General features: G+C 62.9%; 24 protein-coding genes. 11 read left to right on the plus strand and 13 right to left on the minus strand.

Features of this window, described 5'->3' with window-relative positions:
- Positions 1-32: 32 nt before the first annotated feature.
- The 5 genes from arfA to J2Y68_RS19250 form a co-directional block, all read right to left on the minus strand.
- Entirely contained in the window at positions 33-1,571 is a 1,539-nt protein-coding gene (gene arfA, locus J2Y68_RS19230; protein ID WP_309995850.1) for an arabinosylfuranosidase ArfA, read from the minus strand.
- Between the two features lie 51 nt (positions 1,572-1,622).
- Positions 1,623-2,525, minus strand: a complete 903-nt coding sequence (locus tag J2Y68_RS19235) for a carbohydrate ABC transporter permease (RefSeq protein WP_309995851.1) — start codon at positions 2,523-2,525, stop codon at positions 1,623-1,625.
- 2 nt (positions 2,526-2,527) lie between these two features.
- On the minus strand, positions 2,528-3,448 hold the full coding sequence (locus J2Y68_RS19240) for a carbohydrate ABC transporter permease (protein WP_309995854.1): 921 nt from the start codon (positions 3,446-3,448) through the stop codon (positions 2,528-2,530).
- A gap of 36 nt (positions 3,449-3,484) precedes the next feature.
- On the minus strand, positions 3,485-4,819 hold the full coding sequence (locus J2Y68_RS19245) for an extracellular solute-binding protein (RefSeq protein WP_309995856.1): 1,335 nt from the start codon (positions 4,817-4,819) through the stop codon (positions 3,485-3,487).
- 185 nt (positions 4,820-5,004) lie between these two features.
- Positions 5,005-6,006 carry a LacI family DNA-binding transcriptional regulator gene (locus tag J2Y68_RS19250; protein WP_309995859.1) on the minus strand — a complete coding sequence of 334 codons (1,002 nt, stop codon included), beginning with the start codon at positions 6,004-6,006 and terminating at the stop codon, positions 5,005-5,007.
- A gap of 101 nt (positions 6,007-6,107) precedes the next feature.
- Between J2Y68_RS19250 and J2Y68_RS19255 the strand changes: the two genes are divergently transcribed.
- Entirely contained in the window at positions 6,108-6,839 is a 732-nt protein-coding gene (locus J2Y68_RS19255; protein WP_309995861.1) for a TetR/AcrR family transcriptional regulator, read from the plus strand.
- Here the strand turns inward: J2Y68_RS19255 and J2Y68_RS19260 are convergent.
- Complete coding sequence (locus J2Y68_RS19260) at positions 6,817-7,464, minus strand: LytR C-terminal domain-containing protein (RefSeq protein ID WP_309995864.1); 648 nt, start codon at positions 7,462-7,464, stop codon at positions 6,817-6,819. The two genes, J2Y68_RS19255 and J2Y68_RS19260, sit on opposite strands and share 23 nt — an antisense overlap.
- Positions 7,465-7,522: 58 nt before the next feature.
- Complete coding sequence (locus J2Y68_RS19265; RefSeq protein WP_018778077.1) at positions 7,523-7,822, minus strand: type II toxin-antitoxin system VapB family antitoxin; 300 nt, start codon at positions 7,820-7,822, stop codon at positions 7,523-7,525.
- 136 nt (positions 7,823-7,958) lie between these two features.
- Between J2Y68_RS19265 and J2Y68_RS19270 the strand changes: the two genes are divergently transcribed.
- Both J2Y68_RS19270 and J2Y68_RS19275 read left to right on the plus strand, forming a co-directional pair.
- On the plus strand, positions 7,959-8,879 hold the full coding sequence (locus tag J2Y68_RS19270; protein WP_309995867.1) for a Cof-type HAD-IIB family hydrolase: 921 nt from the start codon (positions 7,959-7,961) through the stop codon (positions 8,877-8,879).
- A 32-nt stretch (positions 8,880-8,911) separates the two neighbouring features.
- A complete protein-coding gene (locus J2Y68_RS19275) occupies positions 8,912-10,501 on the plus strand; it encodes a stealth family protein (RefSeq protein WP_397335436.1) in 1,590 nt (529 codons plus the stop codon).
- Here J2Y68_RS19275 and J2Y68_RS19280 read toward each other — a convergent pair.
- From J2Y68_RS19280 to J2Y68_RS19290, 3 genes are all read right to left on the minus strand, one after another.
- Positions 10,479-11,444: a phosphodiesterase gene (locus J2Y68_RS19280; RefSeq protein ID WP_309995869.1), complete on the minus strand. Its 966-nt coding sequence runs from the start codon at positions 11,442-11,444 to the stop codon at positions 10,479-10,481. The genes J2Y68_RS19275 and J2Y68_RS19280 overlap by 23 nt on opposite strands.
- Before the next feature lie 142 nt (positions 11,445-11,586).
- Positions 11,587-12,069: a glutathione peroxidase gene (locus J2Y68_RS19285; protein WP_309995872.1), complete on the minus strand. Its 483-nt coding sequence runs from the start codon at positions 12,067-12,069 to the stop codon at positions 11,587-11,589.
- A gap of 76 nt (positions 12,070-12,145) precedes the next feature.
- Positions 12,146-13,684: a M23 family metallopeptidase gene (locus J2Y68_RS19290; RefSeq protein ID WP_309995874.1), complete on the minus strand. Its 1,539-nt coding sequence runs from the start codon at positions 13,682-13,684 to the stop codon at positions 12,146-12,148.
- 263 nt (positions 13,685-13,947) lie between these two features.
- Here J2Y68_RS19290 and J2Y68_RS19295 point away from each other — a divergent pair, with 263 nt between their 5' ends.
- Positions 13,948-14,154 (plus strand): hypothetical protein, encoded by a 207-nt coding sequence (locus J2Y68_RS19295; RefSeq protein WP_284985299.1) that lies wholly within the window; start codon positions 13,948-13,950, stop codon positions 14,152-14,154.
- 18 nt (positions 14,155-14,172) lie between these two features.
- Here J2Y68_RS19295 and J2Y68_RS19300 read toward each other — a convergent pair whose 3' ends face one another.
- Positions 14,173-14,730, minus strand: a complete 558-nt coding sequence (locus J2Y68_RS19300; protein ID WP_257370501.1) for a TetR/AcrR family transcriptional regulator — start codon at positions 14,728-14,730, stop codon at positions 14,173-14,175.
- A gap of 94 nt (positions 14,731-14,824) precedes the next feature.
- On the opposite strand from J2Y68_RS19300, the gene J2Y68_RS19305 reads away from it, so the two are divergent.
- Entirely contained in the window at positions 14,825-16,255 is a 1,431-nt protein-coding gene (locus J2Y68_RS19305; RefSeq protein WP_309995876.1) for an MFS transporter, read from the plus strand.
- Here J2Y68_RS19305 and J2Y68_RS19310 read toward each other — a convergent pair.
- Together J2Y68_RS19310 and J2Y68_RS19315 are read right to left on the minus strand one after the other, a co-directional pair.
- Positions 16,238-17,890, minus strand: a complete 1,653-nt coding sequence (locus J2Y68_RS19310) for an ABC-F family ATP-binding cassette domain-containing protein (protein ID WP_309995878.1) — start codon at positions 17,888-17,890, stop codon at positions 16,238-16,240. The two genes, J2Y68_RS19305 and J2Y68_RS19310, sit on opposite strands and share 18 nt — an antisense overlap.
- 289 nt (positions 17,891-18,179) lie before the next feature.
- Positions 18,180-18,557, minus strand: a complete 378-nt coding sequence (locus J2Y68_RS19315) for a MarR family winged helix-turn-helix transcriptional regulator (RefSeq protein WP_309995880.1) — start codon at positions 18,555-18,557, stop codon at positions 18,180-18,182.
- Positions 18,558-18,642: 85 nt separating this feature from the next.
- On the opposite strand from J2Y68_RS19315, the gene J2Y68_RS19320 reads away from it, so the two are divergent.
- The 6 genes from J2Y68_RS19320 to J2Y68_RS19345 all read left to right on the plus strand — a co-directional run bounded on the left by J2Y68_RS19320 (position 18,643) and on the right by J2Y68_RS19345 (position 25,243).
- Positions 18,643-20,082 carry an MFS transporter gene (locus J2Y68_RS19320; RefSeq protein ID WP_309995882.1) on the plus strand — a complete coding sequence of 480 codons (1,440 nt, stop codon included), beginning with the start codon at positions 18,643-18,645 and terminating at the stop codon, positions 20,080-20,082.
- 105 nt (positions 20,083-20,187) lie between these two features.
- Positions 20,188-21,102, plus strand: a complete 915-nt coding sequence (locus tag J2Y68_RS19325) for an oxygenase MpaB family protein (protein WP_309995884.1) — start codon at positions 20,188-20,190, stop codon at positions 21,100-21,102.
- Between the two features lie 175 nt (positions 21,103-21,277).
- Entirely contained in the window at positions 21,278-22,498 is a 1,221-nt protein-coding gene (locus J2Y68_RS19330; RefSeq protein WP_309995885.1) for an amidohydrolase, read from the plus strand.
- A gap of 65 nt (positions 22,499-22,563) precedes the next feature.
- A complete protein-coding gene (locus J2Y68_RS19335) occupies positions 22,564-23,499 on the plus strand; it encodes an ABC transporter substrate-binding protein (RefSeq protein WP_309995886.1) in 936 nt (311 codons plus the stop codon).
- A gap of 2 nt (positions 23,500-23,501) precedes the next feature.
- Complete coding sequence (locus J2Y68_RS19340) at positions 23,502-24,464, plus strand: amino acid ABC transporter permease (RefSeq protein ID WP_309995887.1); 963 nt, start codon at positions 23,502-23,504, stop codon at positions 24,462-24,464.
- Positions 24,465-24,490: 26 nt separating this feature from the next.
- On the plus strand, positions 24,491-25,243 hold the full coding sequence (locus tag J2Y68_RS19345) for an amino acid ABC transporter ATP-binding protein (RefSeq protein WP_309996147.1): 753 nt from the start codon (positions 24,491-24,493) through the stop codon (positions 25,241-25,243).
- The last annotated feature ends 11 nt before the right edge of the window (positions 25,244-25,254 follow it).

Raw genomic sequence — 25,254 nt, forward strand, 5'->3', positions numbered from 1 at the left:
TAAGTGACCCCGCGTTGCTTTATTGGCGAGGGCTAAGCCTTCGCTACCTCAAGCTCGACGACGGCCCAGGACAAGGCGGGCAGCGTCAGGCGCAGCTCGGAACCAGTCGCCTTCACACCTTCCAGTGCCTTCAAGCCCACATGGCCCGGCTGGTCCTGGCTGTTGATGCTGAACCGGTCGCCACCCTCGGGAATCTCCAGAACCTCGGCGCGGAGGACCTGGCGGGCGTCGAAACCGCGCAGGGCAACTTCGACGTCGGCAGCTTCTTCCAGCCCGCGGTTCGCGAAGAACAGTGCCACGCGTCCCGTTTCCTCGTTCCAGGTGCCGCTGACATCCACCAGGTCCGTGTCACCGAAGCGATCATTCGAGTACTTGTCCGAGTCGATGGAGAGCCGCAGGATCTGGCCCTTGGCGAGCTCTGCCATCCGCGCGAACGGGTGGAAGATGGTCTGCTTCCAGGCCGGGCCGTTCTCCTCGGAGAGGATAGGCGCGATCACGTTAACCAGCTGGGCCTGGTTGGCGATCTTCACGCGGTCGCCGTGGCGCAGCAGCGAGTTCAGGAGGGTTCCCACCACCACGGCGTCGGTGACGTTGTACTTGTCCTCGATGACGCGGGGGTGCTCCCGCCAGCCGGCCTTGGCGACGTTGTGCGGCTGGTCCTCGGTGTCCAGGCCACGCTGGTACCAAACGTTCCACTCGTCGAAGGACAGGTTGATGTGCTTCTTGTGCTTGCCCTTGGCCCGCACCGCATCCGCGGTGGCGATCACTGACTCGATGAAGTAGTCGGTGTCGACGGCGGATGCCAGGAAGCTCCCGACGTCGCCTTCGTGCTCCTGGTAGTAGGCGTGAAGGGACACGTAGTCCACTTCGTCGTAGGTGTGGGTCAGGACGGTCTGCTCCCACGCGCCGAAGGTGGGCATGCTGGAGCTCGAACTGCCGCAGGCGACCAACTCAAGCGAGGGGTCCACGAAGCGCATGGCCTTGGCCGCTTCCTGCGCCAAGCGGCCGTATTCGTCGGCGGTTTTGTGGCCGATCTGCCATGGCCCATCCAGCTCGTTGCCGAGGCACCAGAGCTTGATGTCGAACGGTTCCTTGTGGCCGTTCTTGGCCCTCAAATCAGACAAGTAGGTGCCGCCGGGGTGGTTGGCGTATTCCACGATCTCGCGGGCCGCGTCCACTCCCCTGGTGCCCAGGTTGATGGCTTCCATGATTTCGGTGCCGGCCTGCTTGGACCAGTCCACAAACTCGTGCAATCCGAAGGCGTTGGTCTCCACAGTGTGCCAGGCACCGTCCAGGCGGCGGGGGCGGTTTTCCTTGGGGCCGATGCCGTCTTCCCAGTTGTAGCCCGAGACGAAGTTGCCTCCGGGGTACCGGATCACGGTGGCGCCCAGTTCCTTGACGAGCTTCAGGACGTCCTGGCGGAAGCCGTTTTCGTCCGCCTCGGGGTGTCCGGGCTCGTAGATGCCGGTGTAAACACAGCGGCCCATGTGCTCCACGAAGGAGCCGAAGAGTCGCCGGGGTACCTCGCCAATGGTGAAGTCGCGGTCGAGGGTGATGCGTGCGCGGGACATGTATCTCCTTGGTTGTGTTTCAGGTCTGGTGCTGGGTCGAAAAGGTGCCGATTACGTACCGGCGAGTCCCGTCGTCGCGACGCCCTTGATGATCTGGCGTTGGAAGAACAGGAAGACAAGGATCAGTGGCAGCGCGGCAAGCAAGGCGGACGCCATGTTCTGCGCGTACTGGATGCCGTAGGCGCTCTTGATGGTTTGCAGGCCCACCGGGAGGGTCAGGAGGTTGCCGTCGTTGGTGGCAATGAACGGCCACAGGAAGTTGTTCCACGCGCCGATGAAGACGAAGATCGCGACGGCGGCCAGGATGGGCCGGGACAACGGCAGGATGATCTGGGTGAAGATCCGCAAGCGGCTTGCGCCGTCCATCACGGCCGCTTCCTCCAATTCGCGCGGGATCTGGTCGAAGAATTTCTTCAGCACGAACACCATGGCCGGGTGGATGACCTGCGGCAGGATGATGGCCCACGAGGTATCGATCAGGTTCAGCGCCAGCATTTGGTAGAACAGCGGGATGATCAGCACCGGCGGCGGGATGATGATGGACGCGATGATCACCGTCATCAGCACCTTCTTGCCCTTGAAGTCGATCCTCGAGAGCGCGTACGCCACCAGCGCCGAGATCACCAGGGTGATGGCCGTGATGGCTGCCGAGGTGTAGAGCGAGTTCCACGTCCAGAGGGGGATGTTGCCGTCCTGGAATACCTTGACGAACGCGTCAGGGGTGAAACCCGACGGCGGCAGCCAGGTGACGTCCGGGGCTGCGGCATCCGTCTCGGTTTTGAAGGCTGTGACGGTGGCCCAAGCGAAGGGGATCAGCCACAGCACCGCGAGGAAGCCTGCGACGACGATGGCTGCGATCCTGCCGATCGTCATTTTCCTACGAGGCTGGCGGATCCTGGGTTTCTTGGCGGGGGTGGTTTGTGGTGCGGGACGGGTGATCGTTGCTGTGGCCATGGTTATGCACTCCTGCGGCGGGTGATGACGAACTGCATGACCGAAACAACCACGATCAGTCCGAAGAAGATGTAGGAGATGGCTGCGGAGTAACCCAGCCGGTAGCCGGTGAAGCCGGTTTCGAAGATGTACTGCACTACGGGCCGGGTCGATCCGGCGGGACCGCCTGCAGTCATCTGGTACACCTGGTCGAAGATCTTCAGCGATGCCAGGATCTGCAGCAGCACGATCATCACCGTGGTGGGGGTCAGTTGCGGCAGGGTGATGGAGAAGAACTGGCGCCAGGCTCCTGCACCGTCCAGCGAAGCTGCCTCGTAGTGCTGGGACGGAATGTTCTGCATCGCGGCCAGATAGAGCAGGAAGTTGAAGCCCACGGTCCACCAGAGCGTGGCGATGACGATTGCCCACATGGCCACGTTGGGGTCATTGAGCCAGGCAACGCGCGGGAGCCCGATGCCCGTGAGGAACTCGTTGATCAGGCCGAGCTGCGGGTTATACATCCAGGTGAAGAACAGGGAGACCACGGTTGATGCCAGGAGGTACGGCGCAAAGTAGGAGAGCCGCCATAGCCATTGCGCCGGCAGTCCGACATTCAGCAGCGCAGCCATCACCAGGGCCACGAGGACCAACGGAACAGTACTGATCACCGTGAAGTACAGGGTGTTGCCCAGCGAATGCCACATGTCCGCGTCGGCCAGGGCCTCGGCATAGTTGGCGAAGCCGATCAGGCTGTCATTGGCCCCGGTAAGGGACTTGCCCGTGAGGCTCATATAGAAGCCGTAAAGGATGGGCCAAACAAGGAAAATGAGGAAGAACACCAGGAATGGCGCGGCGAAGGCCCAGCCGCTCAGGTTGTTGTTGGTGCGGCTCAGTGATGTGCGGAGATTCTCCGGCCTCGGCCGGGACAGCGTAGAGGTACTCATAAAGGACTCCTTTGTCGCTCGGTGTGCTGGGCCCGACTAGACGGGGTTGGGACGGGAGAGGAGGGTGTTGGTGCGCTGCTCGAAGGCGTCCCAACCTACGGATGCCTTGTCCCTTCCAAGGAGTACGTTCTGCACGTTCTCCGCGAAGTAGGTCTGCCAGTCCGAGCCGGAGCCGCTGAACCAGGCCTCGGGGTCGTAGGCGATGATGTCCGCAGCGTTGGCGTAATGGATCTGCGGAGTGAGTTCCCTGTATGCCTGGGACTGGACCACGGGCTGATAACCGGGAATGTGTCCGGCCTCCGCCCAGGACAGTGATCCTTTGAGGACGTCCGTGACGAACTTGTAGACATCCCGGCGTTTGTCCTCGTTCACGGAGAGTTGGCGAGGGAGAACGAAGGAGTGGGAGTCCGCGTACGACGCCGGAGTTCCGTACAGCGTGGGGATGGTGGCCGCATCGACGGGGATACCGGCCTTTTTCATGGTGGGAAGCTCCCAGACGCCACTGAACAACATTCCTGAGCCGCCGCGTGCGAACTCGGCAATGCCGGTACTGATGTCCCCGGCCTGGGCAGCGATGGTGTCATCGAAGAGCGATGCCATGAACTCCAGGGATTCGATGGCCGCGTCCCGGTCCACCTTCATGGGCTGGCCCGGCGTCAGCACCATGTCCACGCCGTGCTGCTTGTAGAGGGTGTAGAACAGGCGCCACATCTGCGAACCACTGCCCAGGTATCCGAAGGACAAGCCGTGGGCCTTGGTGACCTTCTGCATTTCCAAGGCCATGGCCTTGAATTCCTCCGGCGAGTGCACCTCCTGGAGCTGGCCGTTGCTCCCCAGGAAGCCTGCTTTGCCGGCGACATCCGTGTTGTAGAACATGATGAAAGGGTGGGAGTCCAGTGCGATGGAGAAGACCTTGCCGTTGTACTGGCTCTTCTCCCAGATCCTCGGGGCGAAGTCATTGGCCGTCACGCCGTTCTCGGCGAGGAGGTCCAGGTCCCAAGGATCAATGAGGCCGCCCGGTGCATAACCGGGGACCCTGCTGGCGTGCATGATGGCAACCTCGGGAGGCCGCCCTCCTGCCGAGGCCATGGCCAGTTTGGTGTAGTACGGAGGCCCCCAAGCCAGCACCGTGGGGTGGACTTTGAAACCGGGGTTGGCTTGGTTGGCGCTGTTGATCATGGCCTGCATCTTGATGCCATCACCGCCGGACAAGAGATGCCAAAAATCGATGTCTTGCACTGCCGCGGCCTGGGCCGCTCCGCCACAGCCCGTGAGGCCGGTGGCCAGGAGGCCTCCGCCAAGGAGGGCCGATCCTGTCAATAACTGTCTCCGGGACAACTGTTTCCCGGTCAAAGATTCAAACTGCTTCACCCGTCACTCCTTTGGATGGGTCCGCTGAAAGGTCATTGCTTCGCTGCGCAAAATCCGGCTCCGGCGCGTCCCCACTCTCGGGTAAAGGTTGGCCCGGGGGTGACGCAGGTCTCACATTACATCGATGTAATAGGGAGGGCAAGAGAAAATTGTTAGCGCACACAATTTAGGGGACTGCTCTCGTTTCAGCCCCTGCTGCTGTCCCGCTCCACAATGCGGTACTCGATTTCAACGAGCTGCTGCGCATGGGACCGGTCAGACATGCGTTCGGTCAGCAGGCGCAGGGCCTCTGTGGCAATGGCACGTTTGTCGAAGGACACAGTGGTCAGGGACGGTACCGCAAACCGCCCATCAATGACGTCGTCGAAGCCGGCCACCGCAATGTCCTCGGGAACGCGCACTCCCCTCTTCCACAGGGTGTTCAGCGCGCCGATAGCCATGGAATCCGTGAAACAGAACAGCGCCTCAGGCAATGGGTGCGCATCCAGGTACTCCCCCAACGCTTCGGCAGCCGAAGCAGGCGTCCAACTATCGCACGAGATCAGCAAGGACTCATCCTTGGCGATTCCCAGCTCCTGGAGTGCAGCCTCGTACCCACCAGCCCGCTGGAGCGCCGTGGCGGACTGCCTCCCACGGTTGACTCCCAACGCGGCGATACGCCTGCGCCCGGGCCTGGCCAAAGCGAGGGTCATGTCCCGCGCCGCCGCAAAGCTGTCCACAAAGACGCGATCGGCCAACTGCTGCGTGACTTCACCCAGGAGGACCACCGGAGGCAGCGCCACACCCACCTGCACAGCGCTCTCCTTGAGCACCACAGGATTGAGGATCAGCCCGTCAATGAGGTTGGCCCGCGCACGCGTCATCAATTCCTGCTCACGGTGGGGATCAGAGCCGGTTTCCTCGATCTGCACACTCCAGCCTTGCTCGTGGGCGACCTCCACGATGCTTTGGGAAATCTCCGCCGAGAACGGAGTGGCCAGATCGGGCAACGCCAGCCCTATGACACCCGAGCGGCCGTTACGGAGGCCCCGCGCGGAGAGGTTGGGGACATAGTCGAGTTCCGCCATGGCCTGCTCAACCCTGAGCCGGGTGGGAGCACTGACTGGAACGATTCCATTCATCACGTTCGACACCGTCTTGGGTGAAACCCCTGCCCGGCGCGCTACGTCCTTGACCGTTGCCCGCAACAGTCCCCCTAGAAGATTAGTGTCCGGTTCCCCCGATATTACGCGAGTTTTGTACGCAGAAACCCGAACTACTTAGTGACAGATCGCTGTAAAGTGTCTGTATGCCCAGGATCACGGCCGCCACGAACGCTGCCCAACGCGCCGAGACCCAACGTAGGATTCTGACGGCCTTCGGCGAACTGCTCTTCACCCACGGACTTCCGGGGCTCACCATGACGGACGTCGCCAGGCATGCCGGTGTGGGCCGGACCGCCGTCTACAACTATTACGCGGACATGGAGCAACTGCTCATCGCGTATGCCTTGGACGAGACCGAACGCTTCATTGTGGATTTGAGGGATTCACTGGCCGCGCTGGAAAACCCGGTGGACCGCCTCGCCCTGTACGTCCGGGCGCAAGTGGAGGACCTCAGCCGCCGGCACCTGCCGCCGGGGCCGGCCATGGCCGCTGTCCTGTCGCCCGGGTCCTTCGCCAAGCTCGCGGACCACGTGGGCGACCTCAACGTCCTTCTCCAGGACATCCTCCGGGATGGCGTCCAACAGGGTTACCTCCCGGACATCGACGTCGCACAGCTGGCGCGGCTCATCCACGGAACACTTTCGGCCAGCGCCGCACGACGTAACCGAACGCCCGACGGCGACACCTCCGCGACTGCCCCAGCCCCCGACGTCGAGCTTCCAGCCGCGCAAGAGGCGCACACGGAACAAACGGTGCGCTTCATTCAACTGGGGGCGGGAGCGCGCTTCGACGACGCCGGAAACCCGGTCCGCCTCGACCGCCCGGTCCTCGATGTCCTCGCCGGGCAGGCAGCTACGGCGCTGCCGGCAGGGTAGGCACCACCGGCCACTTGGAGTTGTCAGCGATCCGCAGGTCCTCACGCGGGCAAAGGAGCTTGCCGGGCGTCTGGTCCACCAGTTGCGGTTCCACCAAGCCTTCGTAGCCTGGAGTGAGAATTACGTCCACGGAATCGTCTTCACGGTTGTCCTGGAAGTAGTCCGTCCCAGCAAGGTTCCGCTGGACATTGAAAGCCGCCGCCTGTCCCTTGACCCCGGAGACAACCACGCCCACCCCCGAATAGGCTGTGTCGCTGTTGTCCACCGATGCCACCTTGAACCCACGGGCAGCGAATTCGTCGGCGACCGTGCCAGCTAAGCCGCCGCGCGACGTCGCATTGAAGACGTTGAGGTTCACGGTCTCGTTGGGCACGTAGTCGAAGGTGGTGGTTGGGCACAGGCTGGTGGGGGCCTTGCTTGCGATAGCCGTGGGGACCTTGATGACCCCGTTCATGATCGCCCATGCTCCCACTGCACCAGCCGCAATGACTCCAACCAGCAGGACCAGGACTATTCCGTGGAACAGCCGGCGGCCGAAGCTGCCCCTGGGAACCGTGACATCGTCGGCAAACGTTGCCCGCAGTTCCGGTCCGGTCACCACGTGGTGGCCATGCAGTTGCGTCACATCCTTGGGACGCTTAGGTTTTTTTGGCCGCTGGGTATCCTGCTCCGTAGCGGCCGGCCTAGCCATCGATCACCAATACGCGGGCGTGGATGGCAGTCCTCTGGTGAAGCGCGGTACGGACCGCCCTGTGCAAGCCGTCCTCGAGGTACATGACGCCCTGGTATTGGACGACGTGCGGGAACAGATCGCCAAAGAATGTGGAGTCCTCTGCCAACAATGCCTCCAGGTCCAGGGTCCGCTTGGTGGTTACAAGGTCATCCAGCCGCACCGGGCGCGGAGGCAGGGCAGCCCAGTCGCGTGGCGCGGAGTATCCATGGTCAGGGTACGGGCGTCCCTCGCCCACAGCTTTGAAGATCACCCTGCAAGCCTATGGAACTTGGCGCCCTAACGGAACTTGTGACCTGCAGCACAGGCAGGTTGTGGCCAAAAGGTGACTATCCTTCGTGGGGCGTCACAGCTGTGATGCAGGGCGCGGGGACTGACAGAATAGGGGCATGACTCAACCGCTCCAAGGTACTGACCGGACCGCTTCCCTGGCCACGCCCGAGGTGGCGCTGTTGCTGGACGTCGATGGCCCCATCGCCAGCCCTGTGACGCGCGACGTCAAGCCGGACATCATCGCGGACCTGGTGGCGCTGGCCTCGGCGGGCATTCCCGTCATCTTCAACACGGGCCGCTCGGACGCGTTCATCAGTGAGCAGGTCATGAAGCCCATGATCGCCGCCGGGATGCCGGCACACACCGTGATCCACGCCATCTGCGAGAAGGGCGCCGTGTGGTTCAGCTACACGGCGGCCGGGCCCGGGACCATACATGTGGACCACGAACTCGCCGTGCCCAAGGCCTACGGTGACGACATCCGCAGGCTCGTTGCCGAGGACTACTCCGCCCACATGTTCTTCGACGAGACCAAGCGGGCCATGGTTTCCGTGGAACAGCACCTGGAAGTGTCCAGCGAAGACTACCTGGCCGAACAGAAACTGTTCGACGCCGACGCCCTGGACATCATGGACCGCCACGGCCTGAACGCCGCGATTTTGGACCACCACGCCCCCGAATCCGACGACGCCGCGGACTACCGCCTGGACCCCACCATCATCTCCACTGACATCGAATCGGTGCGTCTGGGCAAGGACCTTGGCGCGAGCCGCGCCGTCGAACTGCTGGCGGCCCAGGGCATCACTCCCCTGTCATGGCGCACCGTTGGCGATTCCCGCACGGACTACGCCATGGCAGACTGGCTTCACCACAACGACCACGATGTGAAACACGTGGATGTCCGGCCCGCAGACGGCGTACCGGTTAAGCCCTACACCATCCTGACGGCCGCTGACCTCGAACTGGCGGACGACGTGATCCACGACGACGCCGGCGGCGCTTTCCTCCGCAGCTGGCGCGAAGCACTTTCCATCTAGCTCCACCACCCAAACGATTCCGGAGAACAGCCATCACACAAGCACAGGTCGATCCGATCTACCACGGCAGCCCTTCCATTGAAGAAGACACGATCGCCGAGGCGGTCTCGCCTGCCGTCGTCGCGCACCTGAAACACAGGTCCGACGTCGTCCGTCACCGCGGCCGGTACGCCCTGGTCAACAGCGACCTCACTCCGCAGCAGGCCATGGTGTCCGATCTCCTGGCCGTCCGGGCTGCCTTGGACGCCGCAGGTGTCGACTTCATCCTGGTCCGCGGAAACGACGAACGTCCTGTCATCGCCGTCGATTGGGAGTCCCGCAAAGTGGTCAGGGAGGCGCTGGTTGCGGCGTTCCGGAACGAGCCGTTCTACTCCATGACCGTTGACGCCAAGAAAAAGACCTCAGTGCTGGTGGCCGACGGAGAGCTGACCACCAACCGGAAGTCCCGCATCTTCAGGCTGTACCGGCCCCGGGTCGAGACCGGCGGCGGCCTCTGGTACGGACCCGCACTGGGTGTGCAGCTTGAGCTGTGGAGGTTCGAAGGCGACCACCTGGAGCTACCGGTGGAGAACTCCCTGACCCGCCGCACCATGCTGCGGCAGGACGCCGTGCGGGGCACGGTCCAACGGCACGGCCTCTCCTGGCCCACCATCGAAAACATGTTCGCGGACCACGCAAGCGACATCGACTTCGACGTCGACATCGTCTTTTCCTGGGTTGATGGCAGCGACCCAGAATACATTGCCCGGCGCCGCGCCCAGCAGGCCGGCGCCGTGCTCGGGGAGGGAGACGACCATGAAGCCCGCTTCCGCCAGATCAACGAACTGAAGTACGCGCTGCGCTCCGTGCACATGTTTGCGCCGTGGATCCGCCGGATCTTCATCGCCACCGATTCGCCCGCCCCGGCGTGGCTGGCAGAGCACCCGTCGGTGACAGTGGTGCGTAGCGAGGAGTTCTTCGCCGACCCCTCAGTCCTTCCCACGCACAATTCGCAGGCCGTGGAGTGCCAGCTCCACCACATCGAGGGCTTGTCCGAACACTTCCTGTACTCCAACGACGACATGTTCTTTGGCCGTCCCGTGGGTCCGGACATGTTCTTCACCCCTGGCGGCATCACCAAGTTCATCGAAGCGGACACCCGCATTGGCTTGGGCGAGAACGACGCCGAACGCAGTGGCTTCGAGAACGCGGCCCGCGTTAACCGCAAACTGCTCTGGGAGCGCTTCGGCCGGATCACCACCCGGCACCTGGAGCACACCGCCGCCCCGCTGCGCCGCAGCGTGGTCGCCCGGATGGAGAAAGAGTTCCCCACGGAGTTCGCCAAGACGGCCGGCAGCCGCTTCCGCGCAGCTGACAACATCTCCGTGACCAACTCGTTCTACCACTACTACGCCCTGCTCACGGGCCGCGCAGTGACGCAAACCAATGCCAAAGTCAGGTACGTGGACACCACCATGTGGGCGGGCCTGCACTACCTGCCCAAGCTGTTGGCGAAGCGCCACATGGACTTCTTCTGCCTGAACGACGGCAGCTTCCCGGAGGTCGCGTCAGATGAACGTGCGGAACTGGTGACCGATTTCCTGGAGAAGTACTTCCCGGTCAAGGCACCCTGGGAGAAATAAGCGGCAGGGACGAGGTCAGCGTGCCAGGGGAAGTGTGCGCCCCCACCCGGGACTCGTGCGGGATGCGGATGCCGGCTTCGGCCAGCCTCCGCTGCACCTCTGCAGCATCCACGGGCTCGCCAACGGTCACGCCCCCGGACATCGGAACCACTGAGTGGACGATCGTGTGCTCGTAGACATGGATCATGTTGTACGACTGCGCACCATCGCGGCCACGCTGTCCGCCAGCACGCACTGCCAGGTCCTGGGTGTAACACGTGGCCGAGGCGACTGACACCGGGATGCCGGCGAAGCCCGCCGTCGTGGAGTAATGCAGGTGGCCACCCAGGATGGTGCGAACGTCCGAATTGCGGACGACGGCGGCCAGTGCGGCTTGGCCGCGCAGCTCCACCAACACAGCCAAGTCCTGAACGCAGGGAACCGGAGGGTGGTGCAAGGCAAGGATGGTGCCGTCCGGGGCCGGCGTGGCCAGTTCGGCGGCCAGCCACTCAAGCTGGGATTCGGATAGCTCGCCGTAGTGGTGGCCGGGCACCGTGGTGTCCAAGGTAATGATCCGGAGCCCGTTCACGAAGTAGCTGCGATCAACCGGGTCCTGGGGCTTGCTGGCCTCGGAAGCGTCGCTGAAGGCGGCCCGGAAGTTCGCCCGGTTGTCGTGGTTGCCCATGGCCCAGATGGCTTTGGCGCCAAGCGCAGCGCACATGGGCTCGATCATCTCGCGGAGGCGTTCGTAGGCGTGGAGTTCACCCTTGTCCGCCAAGTCCCCGGTGAAGATGATGGCCTCGGGCCTGATCCTGGAAGCGATGATCTGGTCGCAGATCTCCTGGAGCCTCGCCGCACTGTCCACGGACCCGTGGAGCGTGTTTGGACCACCCACCAGGTGAAGATCACTCAGGTGCAAAAGCACATGACCTGGTTTGGGGTATTCAGCCTCGATGAGCTCCATAGCTTGCCTTAGCGTTTGGTGGGAGGCGGCGCCTCCCGTGTCAATCCAGTAGGGCCAATCCAACCAGACAACAAGCCAACATCTGGCTAATTTCCGGCGGAATGTTGGAAAATTACTTTTCCTCCCTTCGGAATTGGTGGCTTTACGCCAACGCTTCTTCCACTGCTTTCATCAGGTCTTCGGAGTCGGGCTCCACTGCGGATGGGAACCGTGCCACGACTTTTCCGTCGCGGTTGATGACGAACTTCTCGAAGTTCCACTTCACTTTGACGGGCTCACCGTCGGCGCCCCGGGTCAGCTCGGCGAAGAGCGGGTGTTGTTCCTTACCCAGCACGTTTGCCTTGCTGGTCAAAGGGAAGGAGACGCCAAAGTTACGCTCGCAGAACTCGGCGATCTCATGGTCCGCACCCGGTTCCTGGCCGCCGAACTGGTTGCACGGCACACCCAGGATCTCCAGGCCCTGCTCCCGGTACTTGCCGTACAGCTCCTCCAGGCCCGCGTACTGCCTGGTGAAGCCGCATTCGGAAGCGACGTTGACTACCAGCACCGCTTTCCCTTCAAAGCGGCCGAAATCAGCGTCGGAACCGTCGTTGAAGGTAAGGGGAATGCTGTACAGGCTGGTCATGGGATTCGCTTCCTGACGTCGTCGGCTGGCGGGATCGCCGCCATCGAGCTTACGGGAGCTTGCCGGGTGGCGAAACCTAGGGCGTTGGAATGATGAGCGTGGACAACGGCACGATCACACCGTCCGGGCGCTGGACCTTGTCGGTCCCGATCAGGATGTATCCGGGCGGAAGGACCACAGCCGGCAGCGTTGTTGGAAGCACGGCAGCTGGCGCGGGCACCGGCGCGATGGGAGCGGCCGGCGCGGGGGCCGGGGCAGGTGCCACCACTGGAGCTGGTGCCGGGGTGACCACTGCCGGGGCCGGCGCGATGACCGCTGGAGCCGGCGCAGGAGCCGCTGGTGCGGGCACTGCGGGAGGCACGACGACGGCCGGCGCCGGGGCTACCGGGACCGTCACCGTCGGCTGCACGGTAGTCGTGGACGGCGCAGTTGTTGTGGGCGGCACAGTAGTTGTGGGCGCGGGCGTCGTCGGGGTCGGAGTGACAGTGGGCGTGGGGGTGACCGTCGGCGTCGGGGTGACCGTCGGCGTCGGGGTGACCGTCGGCGTCGGGGTGACCGTCGGCGTCGGCGTCGGCGTAGGTGTCGGCGTCGGCGTGGCCGTCACGGACGGTGCCGGTGTCTGCGTGGTGGGCGGCGTGCTGGTGCCTGGGGCGCTTGGTGCAGCCGGCGGGGTGGTCACTGGTGGAACGACTACCGGCAGTGCCACGGGTTCCTCGTGTTCGCCGCCGATGACTGCGCGGTTGGTGCCATCGGCCACTGGTACCGCCCACTGCGGGGTGGCAGTGGTGCCCGTTCCGATGCCTGGCTGGTAGCTCACCATGGTGATGGGTTGCAGCGGATCAATTTGCCGCATGGGCAAGTAGATCCAGCCGTTCGGATTAGTATGCAGACCGTTCACGATCGTCTCGAAGTGGAGGTGGCAGCCAGTGGACCAGCCGGTGGTGCCAACCTCGGCAATGACTTCGCCCACGCGGACCGACTGACCCTTCGTGACGCCGATCGCCTGCAGGTGGTTGTAGGTGGTCACCAGGCCGTTGCCGTGCTCAATTTCCACACGGTTGCCGCCGCCCCAGATATGCCAGCCAACAGCACGCACAACACCGGCATCGGCGGCGTACACCCGGGTGCCGCATGCTGCAGCGTAATCCTGTCCCCAGTGGAACTCACCGGCGAGGCCCGTCAGCGGACTGTAGCGGTAGCCGTAGGGGGAGCTTGGGTTGAGGACTTCGAGGGGTGCGTACAAGCTTCCTGCCGGCGGCCGCGGCATGCCCGCAGACGCAACGGTCAGGCCTGTCGAACCGTCCTTGCTGACCGTCCTGACCACGGCCCGGTCGAAGTAGACCATGGGCGTGCCTGCCTGCTGTGCCGGTGGCTCGGGCGCAGGGTCGATGACCGTAGTCTCGGCCTCGGGCGCCACCAACGTGCCCAATGCCGCCGGTTCAACAACACCCTGCGCCAGGGAGCCGCCAATGCTGCTGGTAGGCACAGAAGTGAGTGGCTGGAAGCCGAATGCGAAGAACGCCAGGATGGCGAGGCTTCCAGCGATAAGAACGCGGTGGAAGACTACGGCACGGATCAGTTTTACTGCCCGGTCTGAATCATGATGCTTGCCCACAAAACACTCCCCAAAGCCAGCGGCACCAAACCCCAGCCTGGCGTGCAAGCACCATTGTTGCGGGAATCACAGCAGAAATAAAGGCTTCCCGGGCCCTTGCCAAAGAAAGGTTCCATCAGTTTTGGCTCAAGATGTCTTGAGCTTTACCTCAGGCAGTCGTGGCCCGTGCAATCGGGGGCTCCGAGCCCTGTACGGTGGACGCTAAGCAGGCGGATTATTTCATGCCGCGCAAGAGAGCGCCTCGATAGCACTGGGATGTCACCATGGATGATCCACAGCGGACCGCACGCATCCTTTTAGAGAAGAATGCCGTGACCCTCTACCGATTGTGGGCCGGATACTGGGGTCGGGGCGGAAACGCCACCGCTTTCGAGTTCGACGCCTACGTGCACGAAGCTCTGGTGGCGTCCCCTGTCGATCTCCGGCTGATGGCCTCGGCCGTAGATGGCCTTTACGAAGGAAAGCCCTGATTCGGACCTAGTATCGGACTAGCTGACGAGTCTGCGTACGTTCTCCATGATGGTTTCGCGGCGCCGTTTGAGGCTCGGAAGCTTGGACCGTGCCATCTCGGGAGTGAGCGTGTGCCAGGTCATGGCCAAGGCGCGCACGCTTGCCAGCAGCTCGATGGGTGTGAGATCAGAGCGAAGGTTGCCGGCTTTCTGGGCGCTTTCGATCCGGGAAAGCTTTTCCTGGTGTGAGGCCACCAAGGTTTCAAGGTCCGCCGCCTGGCCGCGTTCAAGGATGTACCAGTTGGTGAGCCTGAGGACATTGGGGTCCTTCTGGTAGAGGTCAAAAGCACGGGCCGCGTACGCCGGTAAGTCCAGTGCGTCGAATTCGGTCTCCTCCACTACTGCGACCACCCGCCGGGAGAAGACCTCGTCAAACAACTGCTCCTTGCTGCCGAAATACCGGTACAGCATCGCCTTGTTGGCCAGTGCCTCGTCAGCAATACGGTCCACCCGCGCCCCGGCTATGCCATGGCTGGCAAACTCCTCCTCTGCCGCCTTCAGGATCCGCTGCCTGGTTGCTTCTGCATCTCTCGCCATGTCCCCACCATAGCAAGTAACTGGTTAGTTGACATCGATGCATTTCAAGTGCATGGTTAAAACCAACCAGTTAGTTACTTAGAAAGGGCCCGACATGTCAGCAACGCAGATGGAGACAACCCCTGCCACGCGATTGTCCAGAACCATAACCTTGGCGGTCATCTTGGGCTGCCAGCTGATGATGGTGTTGGACACGTCCATCGTGACCACGGCACTGCCGCACCTTGAACGTGAACTTGGCTTCAACAGCACCACCCTCTCGTGGGTCCAGAACAGCTATGCGCTGGCTTTCGGAGGGCTGTTGTTGCTGGGCGCCCGCGTCGGAGACCTTCTGGGCAGGCGCCGGGTCTTCATGGTCGGCGTAGGAGTTTTCACGCTGGCATCCCTGCTGGCCGGGGTCGCCTTCAACGCCGAGGTCATGATCGGGGCCCGCATACTCCAAGGTGCCGCATCGGCCTTCGCCATTCCGGCAACCCTGGCGCTCCTGGTGCAGACTTTCCCCGAGCCCGGGGAACGGTCCCAAGCGATCAGCATCTACAGTGCCGTGATCGGGGCAGGGGGCAGCGTGGGCATCATCGTAGGCGGTGTCTTCACAGACCTGCTCTCGTGGCGATGGGGCTTGCTGATCAATGTTCCGATCGGAATTGTCGTCTTGCTGCTGAGCCCACGTTTCCTGCCGGAAACCGGAAGGGTCAAAGGCAGTGTAGACATCCCGGGCGCGTTGACAGTTACAGCGGGAATGTCCGCCTTGGTATATGGACTCGTGAACGCGGGCGAGGCTGGGTGGGGGAACCTGACGACCATCGTTTCACTCGCGGCAGCCGTGCTCCTGCTTCTGGCTTTCGTGCTCGTCGAGCGTCATGCCGAGCGGCCCATCACTCCCCTGCGCCTCTTCAAAGACATGACCCGGTCGGGCGCCTACATCATCCGGATTCTGATCGTGGGGGCCATGTTCTCCACCTTCTATTTCCTCAGCCAGTACCTCCAGAATGTGCTGGGATTCAGCGCTTTCGCGGCCGGCATCGCCTACATTCCGCTCACGCTCCTGTTCTTCCTCATGGTCTACGTGATCAAACCCCTCAGCGCCTTACTGGGTAAGCCCGCGCTGCTGGTGGCCTCGTTGGTCATCGCCGGCCTGGGCATGCTGTGGCTCAGCTCCATAGGCCCGGACACCGCGTATTTTCCGGACGTCCTGCTTCCGCTGATCGTGCTCGGAATCGGCCAAGGAACAGCAATCATCCTGCTGACCGAGTTTGGCATGTCCGGGGTGGCACCAGCGGACAACGGCGCCGCCTCCGGATTGGTCAACACGGCACATCAACTCGGCGGGTCCATTGGCCTGGCGCTGTTGACCGTGGTGTTCGCGGGCTCCGGCGGAACAGCCGAAGGAACGGCAGGAGCCGAAGCCTACGGAGCAGTCTTCACCTCGGCCACATGGTTTTACACGCTTGCCGTCCCCTGCGCAGCACTGATCTACCTCGCGCAACGCAGGGCGGCGGGAAACGCGTCAGCTTCCCGACCGTGACCCAACGGGCAAAGACGGCAGCTCGGTGAGTGACCCGTCATGGTCCAGGCTCAGCATCAGGTCCAGATCGAGACGGGCCAGGAACCCGTCGTCGTGGCTGACCAGGATGACGGCACCGCGGTAGGCATTCAACGCTTCCACGAGTTGGTCCACACTCTGTATGTCGAGGTTGTTGGTTGGCTCATCGAGAATCAGTACCTGTGGCGGCGGATCGGCAAAGAGAAGCTTGGCCAAGGAAACCCTGAACCGTTCCCCACCGGAGAGAGTCCCAACGGGACGGTAGACGCTATCGCCCCGCAACAAGAACCGGGCCAACTGGTTGCGGATTTCCCCGACAGGGACACGTGGCGCCGCCGCCTGGACGTTCTCCAAAGTTGTCGCGGCCTCGTCCAGGCCATCGAGCCGCTGCCGCAGATAGCCGGACCGCCCGGTCAGGAGCCGACCACCTGCGGTGCCGGATTCGACGTCGTCATCATCGTCTGTCAACGGTTCCTCGCTGACCAGGCGTTCGAGCAAGGTGGTTTTTCCCACCCCGTTGGCGCCGATGATGGCCACCCGTTCCGGTCCTTCCACCACAAACGCACGATTGGTTCCCCGCAGCTCGGCGATCCGCCGGCCGCGGGGAACGTCCGGATCCGGAAGGTTCACGCTGATCCGTTCGTCTTCCCTGATTTTGGAGGAAGCCACATCCAGCGCAACCTGGGCAGCGTCCACCTTGTCATCCGATCCTGATCGCAGCTTGCCCGCTGACACCTGCGCATCGGAGGCCCGCTGATTCATCAGGATCTTGGAGCCCTTCTTGTTGTCATAGCTGGTTTGACCGGTGCGGGCACGCTGCGCCAGCTTCATTTCAGCTTCCTGGCGCTGGCGCTTCTCAGTCTTCACGGCCTGCTTGGCAGCTTGGGCAGCCTGAACCGCTGCGGCCTGCCGCTCATCCACATACGACCGCCAAGCACTGTACGGACCCCCGAACACTTCGAGTTCTCCACCATGCAGTTCCGCCGTGTTGTCCATTAACTCCAGCAGTGCCAGGTCGTGGCTGACCACCACCAGCGTCCCCGGCCACGTGGAGAGGAGGGCGGACAGTTTGGTTCGCGCCTGCCTGTCCAGGTTGTTCGTTGGCTCGTCCAAGAGAGTGATTGCTGTCCCCTGAAGCCGGAGCCCCGTGATGGCAACAAGCATCGCTTCGCCTCCCGAGATTTCGCCTACGTTCCGCTCCAGGTCCGCCCCCGTAAAGCCGATGTGGCGCAAGGATTTGTCCGCCTTGGCTTCGATATCCCAGTCATCGCCCACCGCATCGAAGTTCTCCACCGAAACGTCGCCGGCTTCGATGGCCCGCAGTGCTTTCAACTTCTGGCCGATACCCAGCAGGTCTGCCACCGTTGAGTCGGTCGCGAGGGTGAGTGTCTGCGGAAGGTACCCGACATCACCGTTGGTCGTAATACTGCCGCTCGTAGGGGCAAGACTCCCGGCTATGAGGCGCAGCAAGGTTGATTTTCCGGCACCGTTGGATCCCACAAGGCCTGTACGGCCCGATCCGAATGTTCCGGAGATCCCGGCAAGGGCGACGGTACCGTCGGGCCACTGAAGGCGCACGTCGGTCAGGGTGATGGACGGGTTTTTTGTTGTAGACATGATGCTCCGAAGGCTCCAGTGGTTTCAGCGAATGCGCTGCAACCACTGGCCGGTAAGGGCATCAGGGCAAGGTCAGCGCACGGTTGGCGTCGTGAAACCTGTAATGCCCGTCAAAACATCGGCCTAACACTGGGGAATAGAGGGTTACAGTCTCGCAAAAGCCCCCAACGAAGGCAACTTGCGGCCCATGGCCTTCTGGCGGTGGAGGGACCAGGGGCTGACGCCGTCCCACGCGGCCCTGCATTGCCGCCCCCGTCATCGGACATGCGAAGAAGTCCTCCGGCCCGCTTCAGCCCAGGTTTTCCCTAAGCAACGCGCGGTGCTCGACGGCGGCAGTTGAGTGGAGCGCGCGGCCCGCCGCAGTCAATTCCAGGAACAGAGAGCGGCGGTCGTCGGCGCAGGTCTGGCGCGAGACGAGGCCAGCTTTTTCGAGCCGGTCCACCACCTTTGATACGGCACTTTGGGTCATGGGCGTCCGCTCCCCCAACGACTTCATCCGGCACGAAGACTCTTCGCTGTCGGCTACGAGATCCAGGATTTCGAACTCATTCAGGCCGATATCGAATTTGGCTTCCAGGGCGCGGTCGATCGCCGCTGCGGTACGGAAGTAGGAGTCCTGGATGCTTCGCCACTGCTCAACCAGTTGGCGATCACGCGTCGTTGCCATGTCCTGATTCTAGTTCATTACGCACTTAGAATCCACGTCATAATATTCCTTGTCATTGAATGACGCGTCATATACATTGTTGATCATGACATCACCCACCACCCTCAAAACGTCTGCCGCGCCTCTGGCATCAGCCGTCCGCTGGACGCGGGCACAGTGGCTGCTCCTAATGGTCGTGTGCACCGTCCTGGCCCTGGACGGGCTGGACGTCTCCATGGTTGGCGTTGCCTTGCCCTCCATCGGACATGAACTCAACCTGGGTACCGATTCCCTGCAGTGGATCGTTTCCGCTTACGTCCTCGGCTACGGGAGCCTGCTACTCCTTGGTGGCCGCCTGGCGGACCTGCTGGGCCGCCGTCGAATCTTCCTCATTGCCTTGACGGTGTTCGCGGCAGCCTCGCTCCTTGGCGGACTGGTGGACGACCCCGCCATCCTGATCGCTACCCGGTTCGTCAAGGGCCTCGCTGCCGCCTTCACCGCCCCCACCGGCTTCTCCATCATCACCACCAACTTTGCGGAGGGACGCGAGCGCAACAAGGCGCTGTCCATCTTCACCACCTTCGGTGCCAGTGGCTTTTCGCTGGGCCTGGTGGTTGGCGGCCTGATGACCAGCCTCAGCTGGCGGTGGACGTTCCTGGTCTCCGTGCCGATCGCGGTGGTAGTCGTCCTCCTGGGGATGAAGTTCATTCCCAAGGACAAGCCGTCCGTTGAAGACAGCGGGCACGATATCTGGGGCGCCGTGACCCTCGCGCTGGGCATGCTCGGCCTGGTGTACACCTTGGTTTCAGCACCTGAACAGGGCTGGGGATCTGTGGCAACAATCGCCGGATTCGCAGTTTCCGTTGCCGTGCTGGCAGCCTTCGCGGTGATCGAGAACAAGGTCAAGCACCCGCTGATCCGTTTTAGCATCCTCAGGGAAGGCTGGGTGGCCCGAGCAAACCTGAGCGCAGTGGGACTGTTCGGTTCCTACCTGAGCTTCCAGTTCATCGTCACCATGTTCCTGCAGTCCGTGCTGGGTTGGACGCCCTTGGGAATGGCACTCGCCTTGCTGCCCGCGGGTTTGCTGGTGGCCACCAGCGCACCGTTCGCGGACCGTCTCATCGAGAAGTTCGGGGCCACGCAGCTCATCCTCACCGGCCTGACGGCCCTCGGCTTGGGCTACGTCCTGTTCCTGCGGGTGGGAACCACGCCCAACTACGCGCTGGACATCCTTCCGTCGGTGGTCCTGCTGGGCATTGGCTTCGCGTTGGCCTTCCCATCCATCAATGTCCAGGCCACCGCCGGCATCCGCGATTCCGAGCAAGGTCTCGCGGCGGGGCTGATCCAGACCAGCACCCAGGTCGGTGCCGCGTTGGTACTGGCCGTCACCACGGCTTTGGTGAGCGGCCACGGACACGCTGCGGGTACCGTCAGCGCCCAGGCCATGCTGGAACAGTACCGTCCGGGACTGATCCTGAGTGCCGCCGTCGCCATAGCCGCCTTGCTGGTGGCAGCAGCGCCTTCCCGACGCCGGGTCACTTCCTAACCCTCGCGTCTTTGTACGGATAATGCCCTTATGCTCCTGCCATAAGGGCATTATCCGTACAAAATTTCCCCTGTACACGGGCGTGATTGCGAGGTCGAATGGACCATGAGGAATTACCTCACCGAGTACAGGCACGAACTCCAGCGCACGTTCACAGGGACGTCGGGGACGCCGCCTGAGTGGGTGCCGCGCCTGGCCGAAGGGAACGACGCCGGGTATCACCTGCCGGGGTCGGCCGTCTGGGCGGTTCATGGTCACGTGGCCACGATCGTGGCCGGGATCCGGGTGCTTCTGATGCAGGCGCTGCACCCCGGCGCGCTGGCTGGGGTATACGAGCACTCCGGTTTCCAGAAGGATCCGCTTGGACGGTTGGCCAACACCGTCAGGTGGATCTTCACTGTGACATACGGATCCACGGAAGCTGCAGAAACCGCGACTGCCCGGGTCCGGAAGATCCACGAGCGCGTCCGCGGAACGTACGTAGACGGCAACGGAATCCGGCGCGAATACGCGGCGAACGATCCCGAACTCCTCCGCTGGGTCCACGTCACCTATGCGGACTCCTTCATCACTGCCAACCGCATCTGGGGCCGGCCCATCCCCGGCGGTGCCGACGCCTACGTCCGTGAGTGGGCCGCGGCCGGCAGGCTCATGGGAGTGGACAATCCCCCGCTCACCGAAGCCCAGGTCCATGCCGAACTGGAGCAGTGGTACGCCTCAGGAGTCCTGCGGGCAGACGAACGCCTGGCCGAGACGGTGTGGTTCATTCGCCATCCGCCCCTGAGCCCGATGCTCCAGCCGGGCTACCGCATCCTGTTCGCGGCCGCCGTCGCAAGCCTTGAACCCCGATACCGGGAGATGCTTGGGCTCCGGGCGCCAAAGTTCGGCCCCATCCCCCTGCCCGTCATCACCGCTGCCAGGGCGGTGCTGGGCATGGTCCGGTTCGCGCTGGGCTCGCATGGTCCGAGCGAGCAGGCCGCACGGCATAGGCTGCAACGTCTCGGCTACGCCGACACTTAGGTCACCTCTTGGTATACCAATAAAAAAGCCGTGGTTGTCGATCCGGCGGAAATGCGACCCATCAGTCGAAATATTCCAAGTTTCTCTCAGCGAGCCATTGCTTTGGCATACCAAAATCCCTACTCTTCTTTCTATCGAGAGAAAATGACGATCGTCACAGGAGTAGGAGCTTCGGATGTCGGATTTGCTCATAGAGCGCGTTCGTGTGGCCCATGATGCGCCCCTGGTGGATTTACTGATCCGGGATGGCCTCATTGCGGAGATTCAACCAACCGGGCTCATCGAGGCTGCGGGGGTGACGCATGAGGACGGCGCCGGGGCGCTCGCACTGCCCGGGATGGCCGACGCCCATTGCCACATCGACAAGACGCTCTGGGGCCGCGGATGGGTGCCGCATTCCGCAGGCCCGGCTCTTGAGGACCGCATCTCACATGGCGAGTCTGCCAGGGAGGAACTTGGCGTGCCGAGTCGCGTCGGCGTGCGTAGGTTGCTCGAACAGATGGCCGCCACCGGGACGACCCTCGCCCGCACGCACACCGATGTAGATCCCGGAATCGGGCTGACCGGTCTCGAGCTCGTAGCGGAAGTCGCCGAAGAGATGGCCGGGGTCATCGACGTGGAACAGGTCGCGTTCCCGCAAGGCGGGCTGCTCACCCGTCCCGGGACGGCCGAACTACTCGAGTCGGCGCTCCAGAAGGGGCTGGTCAGTTGCCTCGGCGGGATCGATCCTGCCGCGCTGGAGCGCGACGCCGTGCGACACCTGGATCTCATTTTCGGTCTTGCCGAAGCTTACGGTGCCAGACTCGACATCCACCTGCACGAACGCGGCACTCTCGGTGCGCACACAATGGAGCTCATCATCGAGCGGGTGCTGCGGCACGGACTCGAAGGCCGGGTTGCGGTTTCACACGGAGTGGCAATCGTCGAGGTCGACAGCATCCAGTCCGAGCGGATCTCACAAGGCCTCGCCGAGGCGCAGATCTCCCTGCTGACGGCGACGGTCTACAACACCCCGGTGTTGCCGATCGCCCAGTTGAGAGAACGTGGCGTCAACGTCGGAGCCGGCAACGACGGCGTGCGGGATCTCTGGGGTCCCTACGGAAACGGCGACATGCTGGATCGGACCTTTCATCTCGCCTACCGCAGCGGCTTCCGCACCGACGAGCAGATCGCTACTGCTTTTGACGTGGCTGTCAGTGGCGGGGCAATTGCCCTGGGACGCGAGCCCGCCCGCATTGAACCGGGATTCCCCGCCGATTTCTTCCTCATTGAGGCCGCCAGCATCGGCGAAGCAGTCGCCGCCCGGCCACCACGGCGGCTGGTGCTGAAAAACGGCAGAGTAGTCGCCCGTTATGGAGCACGTGTCCCTGAGTTGCCACTGATTTCGGCGAGTTGATCCCAGCCCGCCGTCTCCCAAACCGGTTCCGCATCCCGCGGAACCCCGCCCGAAAGGCAAGAACAATGTCGTTCTCCCGTATCACCTTGGCACGCCGTCTTGCGGCCACCCTCGCGGCCGGCAGTTGTGCCGTGCTCGCCTTCACCGGCTGCGGGGTCTCTGACTCCTCAGCCACGGCCGCAGGGCAGTCGCAGGTAGCCGCTGTCCTCGACGAGAAGGCGCCGCTCCATGACCTGCTGCCGCAAAAGATCAGAGACAAGGGCGTACTGACGGTCGCCACCCAACCCGACTTCGAACCGGCTAACTTCACCCCCGCCGGCGAGACCGGCATCCGGGGCTACAACGTGGATCTCATGGAGGCGATGGCGAAGAAGCTCGGCATCCCGATCAAATGGGAGAAGGTGCCCTTCGACCAAATCCTGATCGGCATGCAGAGCGGCAAATTCGACGCTGCGATCGCTGGCATGACCGACCGCAAGCAGCGGCAGGAACAGGTCGACTTCATCGACTACCAGTGGGCGGGCACCGTCTTCATGGTGCAGAAGGGCAATCCCCGGGGTGTCACGAGCGCGGTCGACGGTGCCTGTGGACTCAAAATCGGCGACGTGAAAGGCTCCGACGCCAAACGCCTGGTGGACATGATGGCAGCGGCATGCGTAGCCGCAGGCAAAACTCCCACCGAACTCATCTCCTTCCCCAACTCCAGCGATAAAAACCTCGCAGTGACCTCGGGACGCATCGACGCCATCTTCTGGCCGGACATGGCGGTCTCCGTGATCCAGCGCGAAACGGGCGACAAGCTCGAGTCGCTCCCCGTCGATTTCGAGGAGAAGGTCTATCTCGGCATGACCTTCAATAAGGCGCAGACCGAACTTCGCGATGCCTTCCTAAGTGCTCTGAAGGCCATCCACGAGGACGGTACCTACGACGAGGTCCTGAAGAAGTGGCATGTCGAAGTCATTAATCTCGATGCCCCCGGCATCAACCTGGCGAAGAAGTGACCATGTCCGACACCACGCATTCGCTGCTTCCGACCTCGGCCGAAACCTCACATTTTGTCCGGCAGACGGGAGATGAACCGCCGGCACAGGAAGCGCCGATCCGTGCCAAACGGCGCCCCCAATATGGCCAGATCGTCACCGGCCTGGTGGCCATCGCGCTGCTCGTCCTCTTCGTTCAGTCCCAAGCCCGGAACACCAACATGGAGTGGGGCGTCACCTGGCAATACATGTTCAACCCGGTGGTGCTGCAGGGCGTCGGCGTAACGATCCAGCTGGCGTTGTTCGCCATGCTCATCTCGATCGTGCTCGCCTTTGTGATTGCCTTGATGATCCAGAGCAACAATAAGGTTGCCAGCGTCATCGGCCGTGCCTACGTCTGGTTCTTCCGGGGCGTACCAATGCTCGTTCAGGTCCTGCTCTGGTTCAACCTTGCCGTGCTTTTCCCTGTAATTCTGGGCCAGGAAACAAACTCCCTCATATCTGGCTTCACCGCCGGGCTCATCGCCCTCTCACTCGCCGAGTCGGGCTACATGGCCGAAATCATCCGAGGCGGGATCATCTCGGTGCCTGCTGGCCAGACCGATGCGGGAGTGAGCATAGGCCTCACCCGAAACCAGGCCTTGGCGCGCATCGTGCTGCCCCAATCGATCCGGGTCATCATCCCTCCGACCGGAAATCAATTCATCGGCATGCTGAAGGCCACCTCGCTCGTCTCCGTGATCGGCGGCAGCGACCTGCTGACCCGGGTGCAGCTCATCTACGGACAGAACTTCAAGATTCTGCCCCTGCTCATGGTTGCGGTGCTCTGGTACCTGATCCTGGTAACCATCGCCGGCACCGGCCAGCACTTCCTTGAGCGCCGCTTCAACGCTTCGCAGCCCGGATCGCGCAAGGCGCGCACGACCGCGGGACTTGGGACCACTATTACCCGGACAATCATCGGAGGTGCGCCGTGGCGCAAGTAGCTCCCGCCAAGACCACCAGCGGCACTATGCTGCGCATCCAAGGTGTACACAAGTGGCTTGGACAGAACCATGTGCTCAGGGGCGTCGACATCGAGGTCGGCACCGGCGAAATCGTCTGCGTCCTGGGCCCGTCGGGCTCGGGCAAAAGCACGCTGTTGCGCTGCATCAACCACCTCGACCCCGTAGACGGCGGTGTCATCGAGGTGAACGAGCAGCGCATTGGCTACGAATTGCGCAGCGATCAGCTCTACGAACAAAGTGAGCGCCGGGTAGCCAAGGCCCGCCAACACATTGGCATGGTGTTCCAGCACTTCAACCTTTTCGGTCACCTTACCGCCCTTGAGAATGTCACCTACGGACCCACCAGGGTCCTGGGCCGACCACGCAAGGAGGCTGTCGCGCAAGCCCGGCAGCTGCTTGCCAAGGTCGGCCTGGCCGACAAAGACGCGGCTTATCCCAGCCAGCTCTCTGGCGGACAGCAGCAGCGCGTCGCCATCGCCCGGGCCCTGGCCATGGAACCGCGGCTCATGATGTTTGACGAACCTACGAGCGCCCTTGACCCCGAATTGGTCGGCGAAGTTCTGCACACCATGCGACAGGTCGCCGAGGAAGGCATGACGATGATCGTCGTTACGCACGAGATCGGCTTCGCGCGCGAGGTCGCAGACCGGGTCGTCTTCATGGACCAAGGCCGAGTCCTCGAGGACGGCCCGGCACGCGAGGTGCTCGACAACCCCCAGCATGAGCGCACGGCGGCCTTCCTGCGCCGCGTGCACTGACCAACAGAGAA

This window comes from Paenarthrobacter nitroguajacolicus (genome assembly GCF_031455195.1).
Classification (GTDB): Bacteria; Actinomycetota; Actinomycetes; order Actinomycetales; family Micrococcaceae; genus Arthrobacter; species Arthrobacter nitroguajacolicus_D.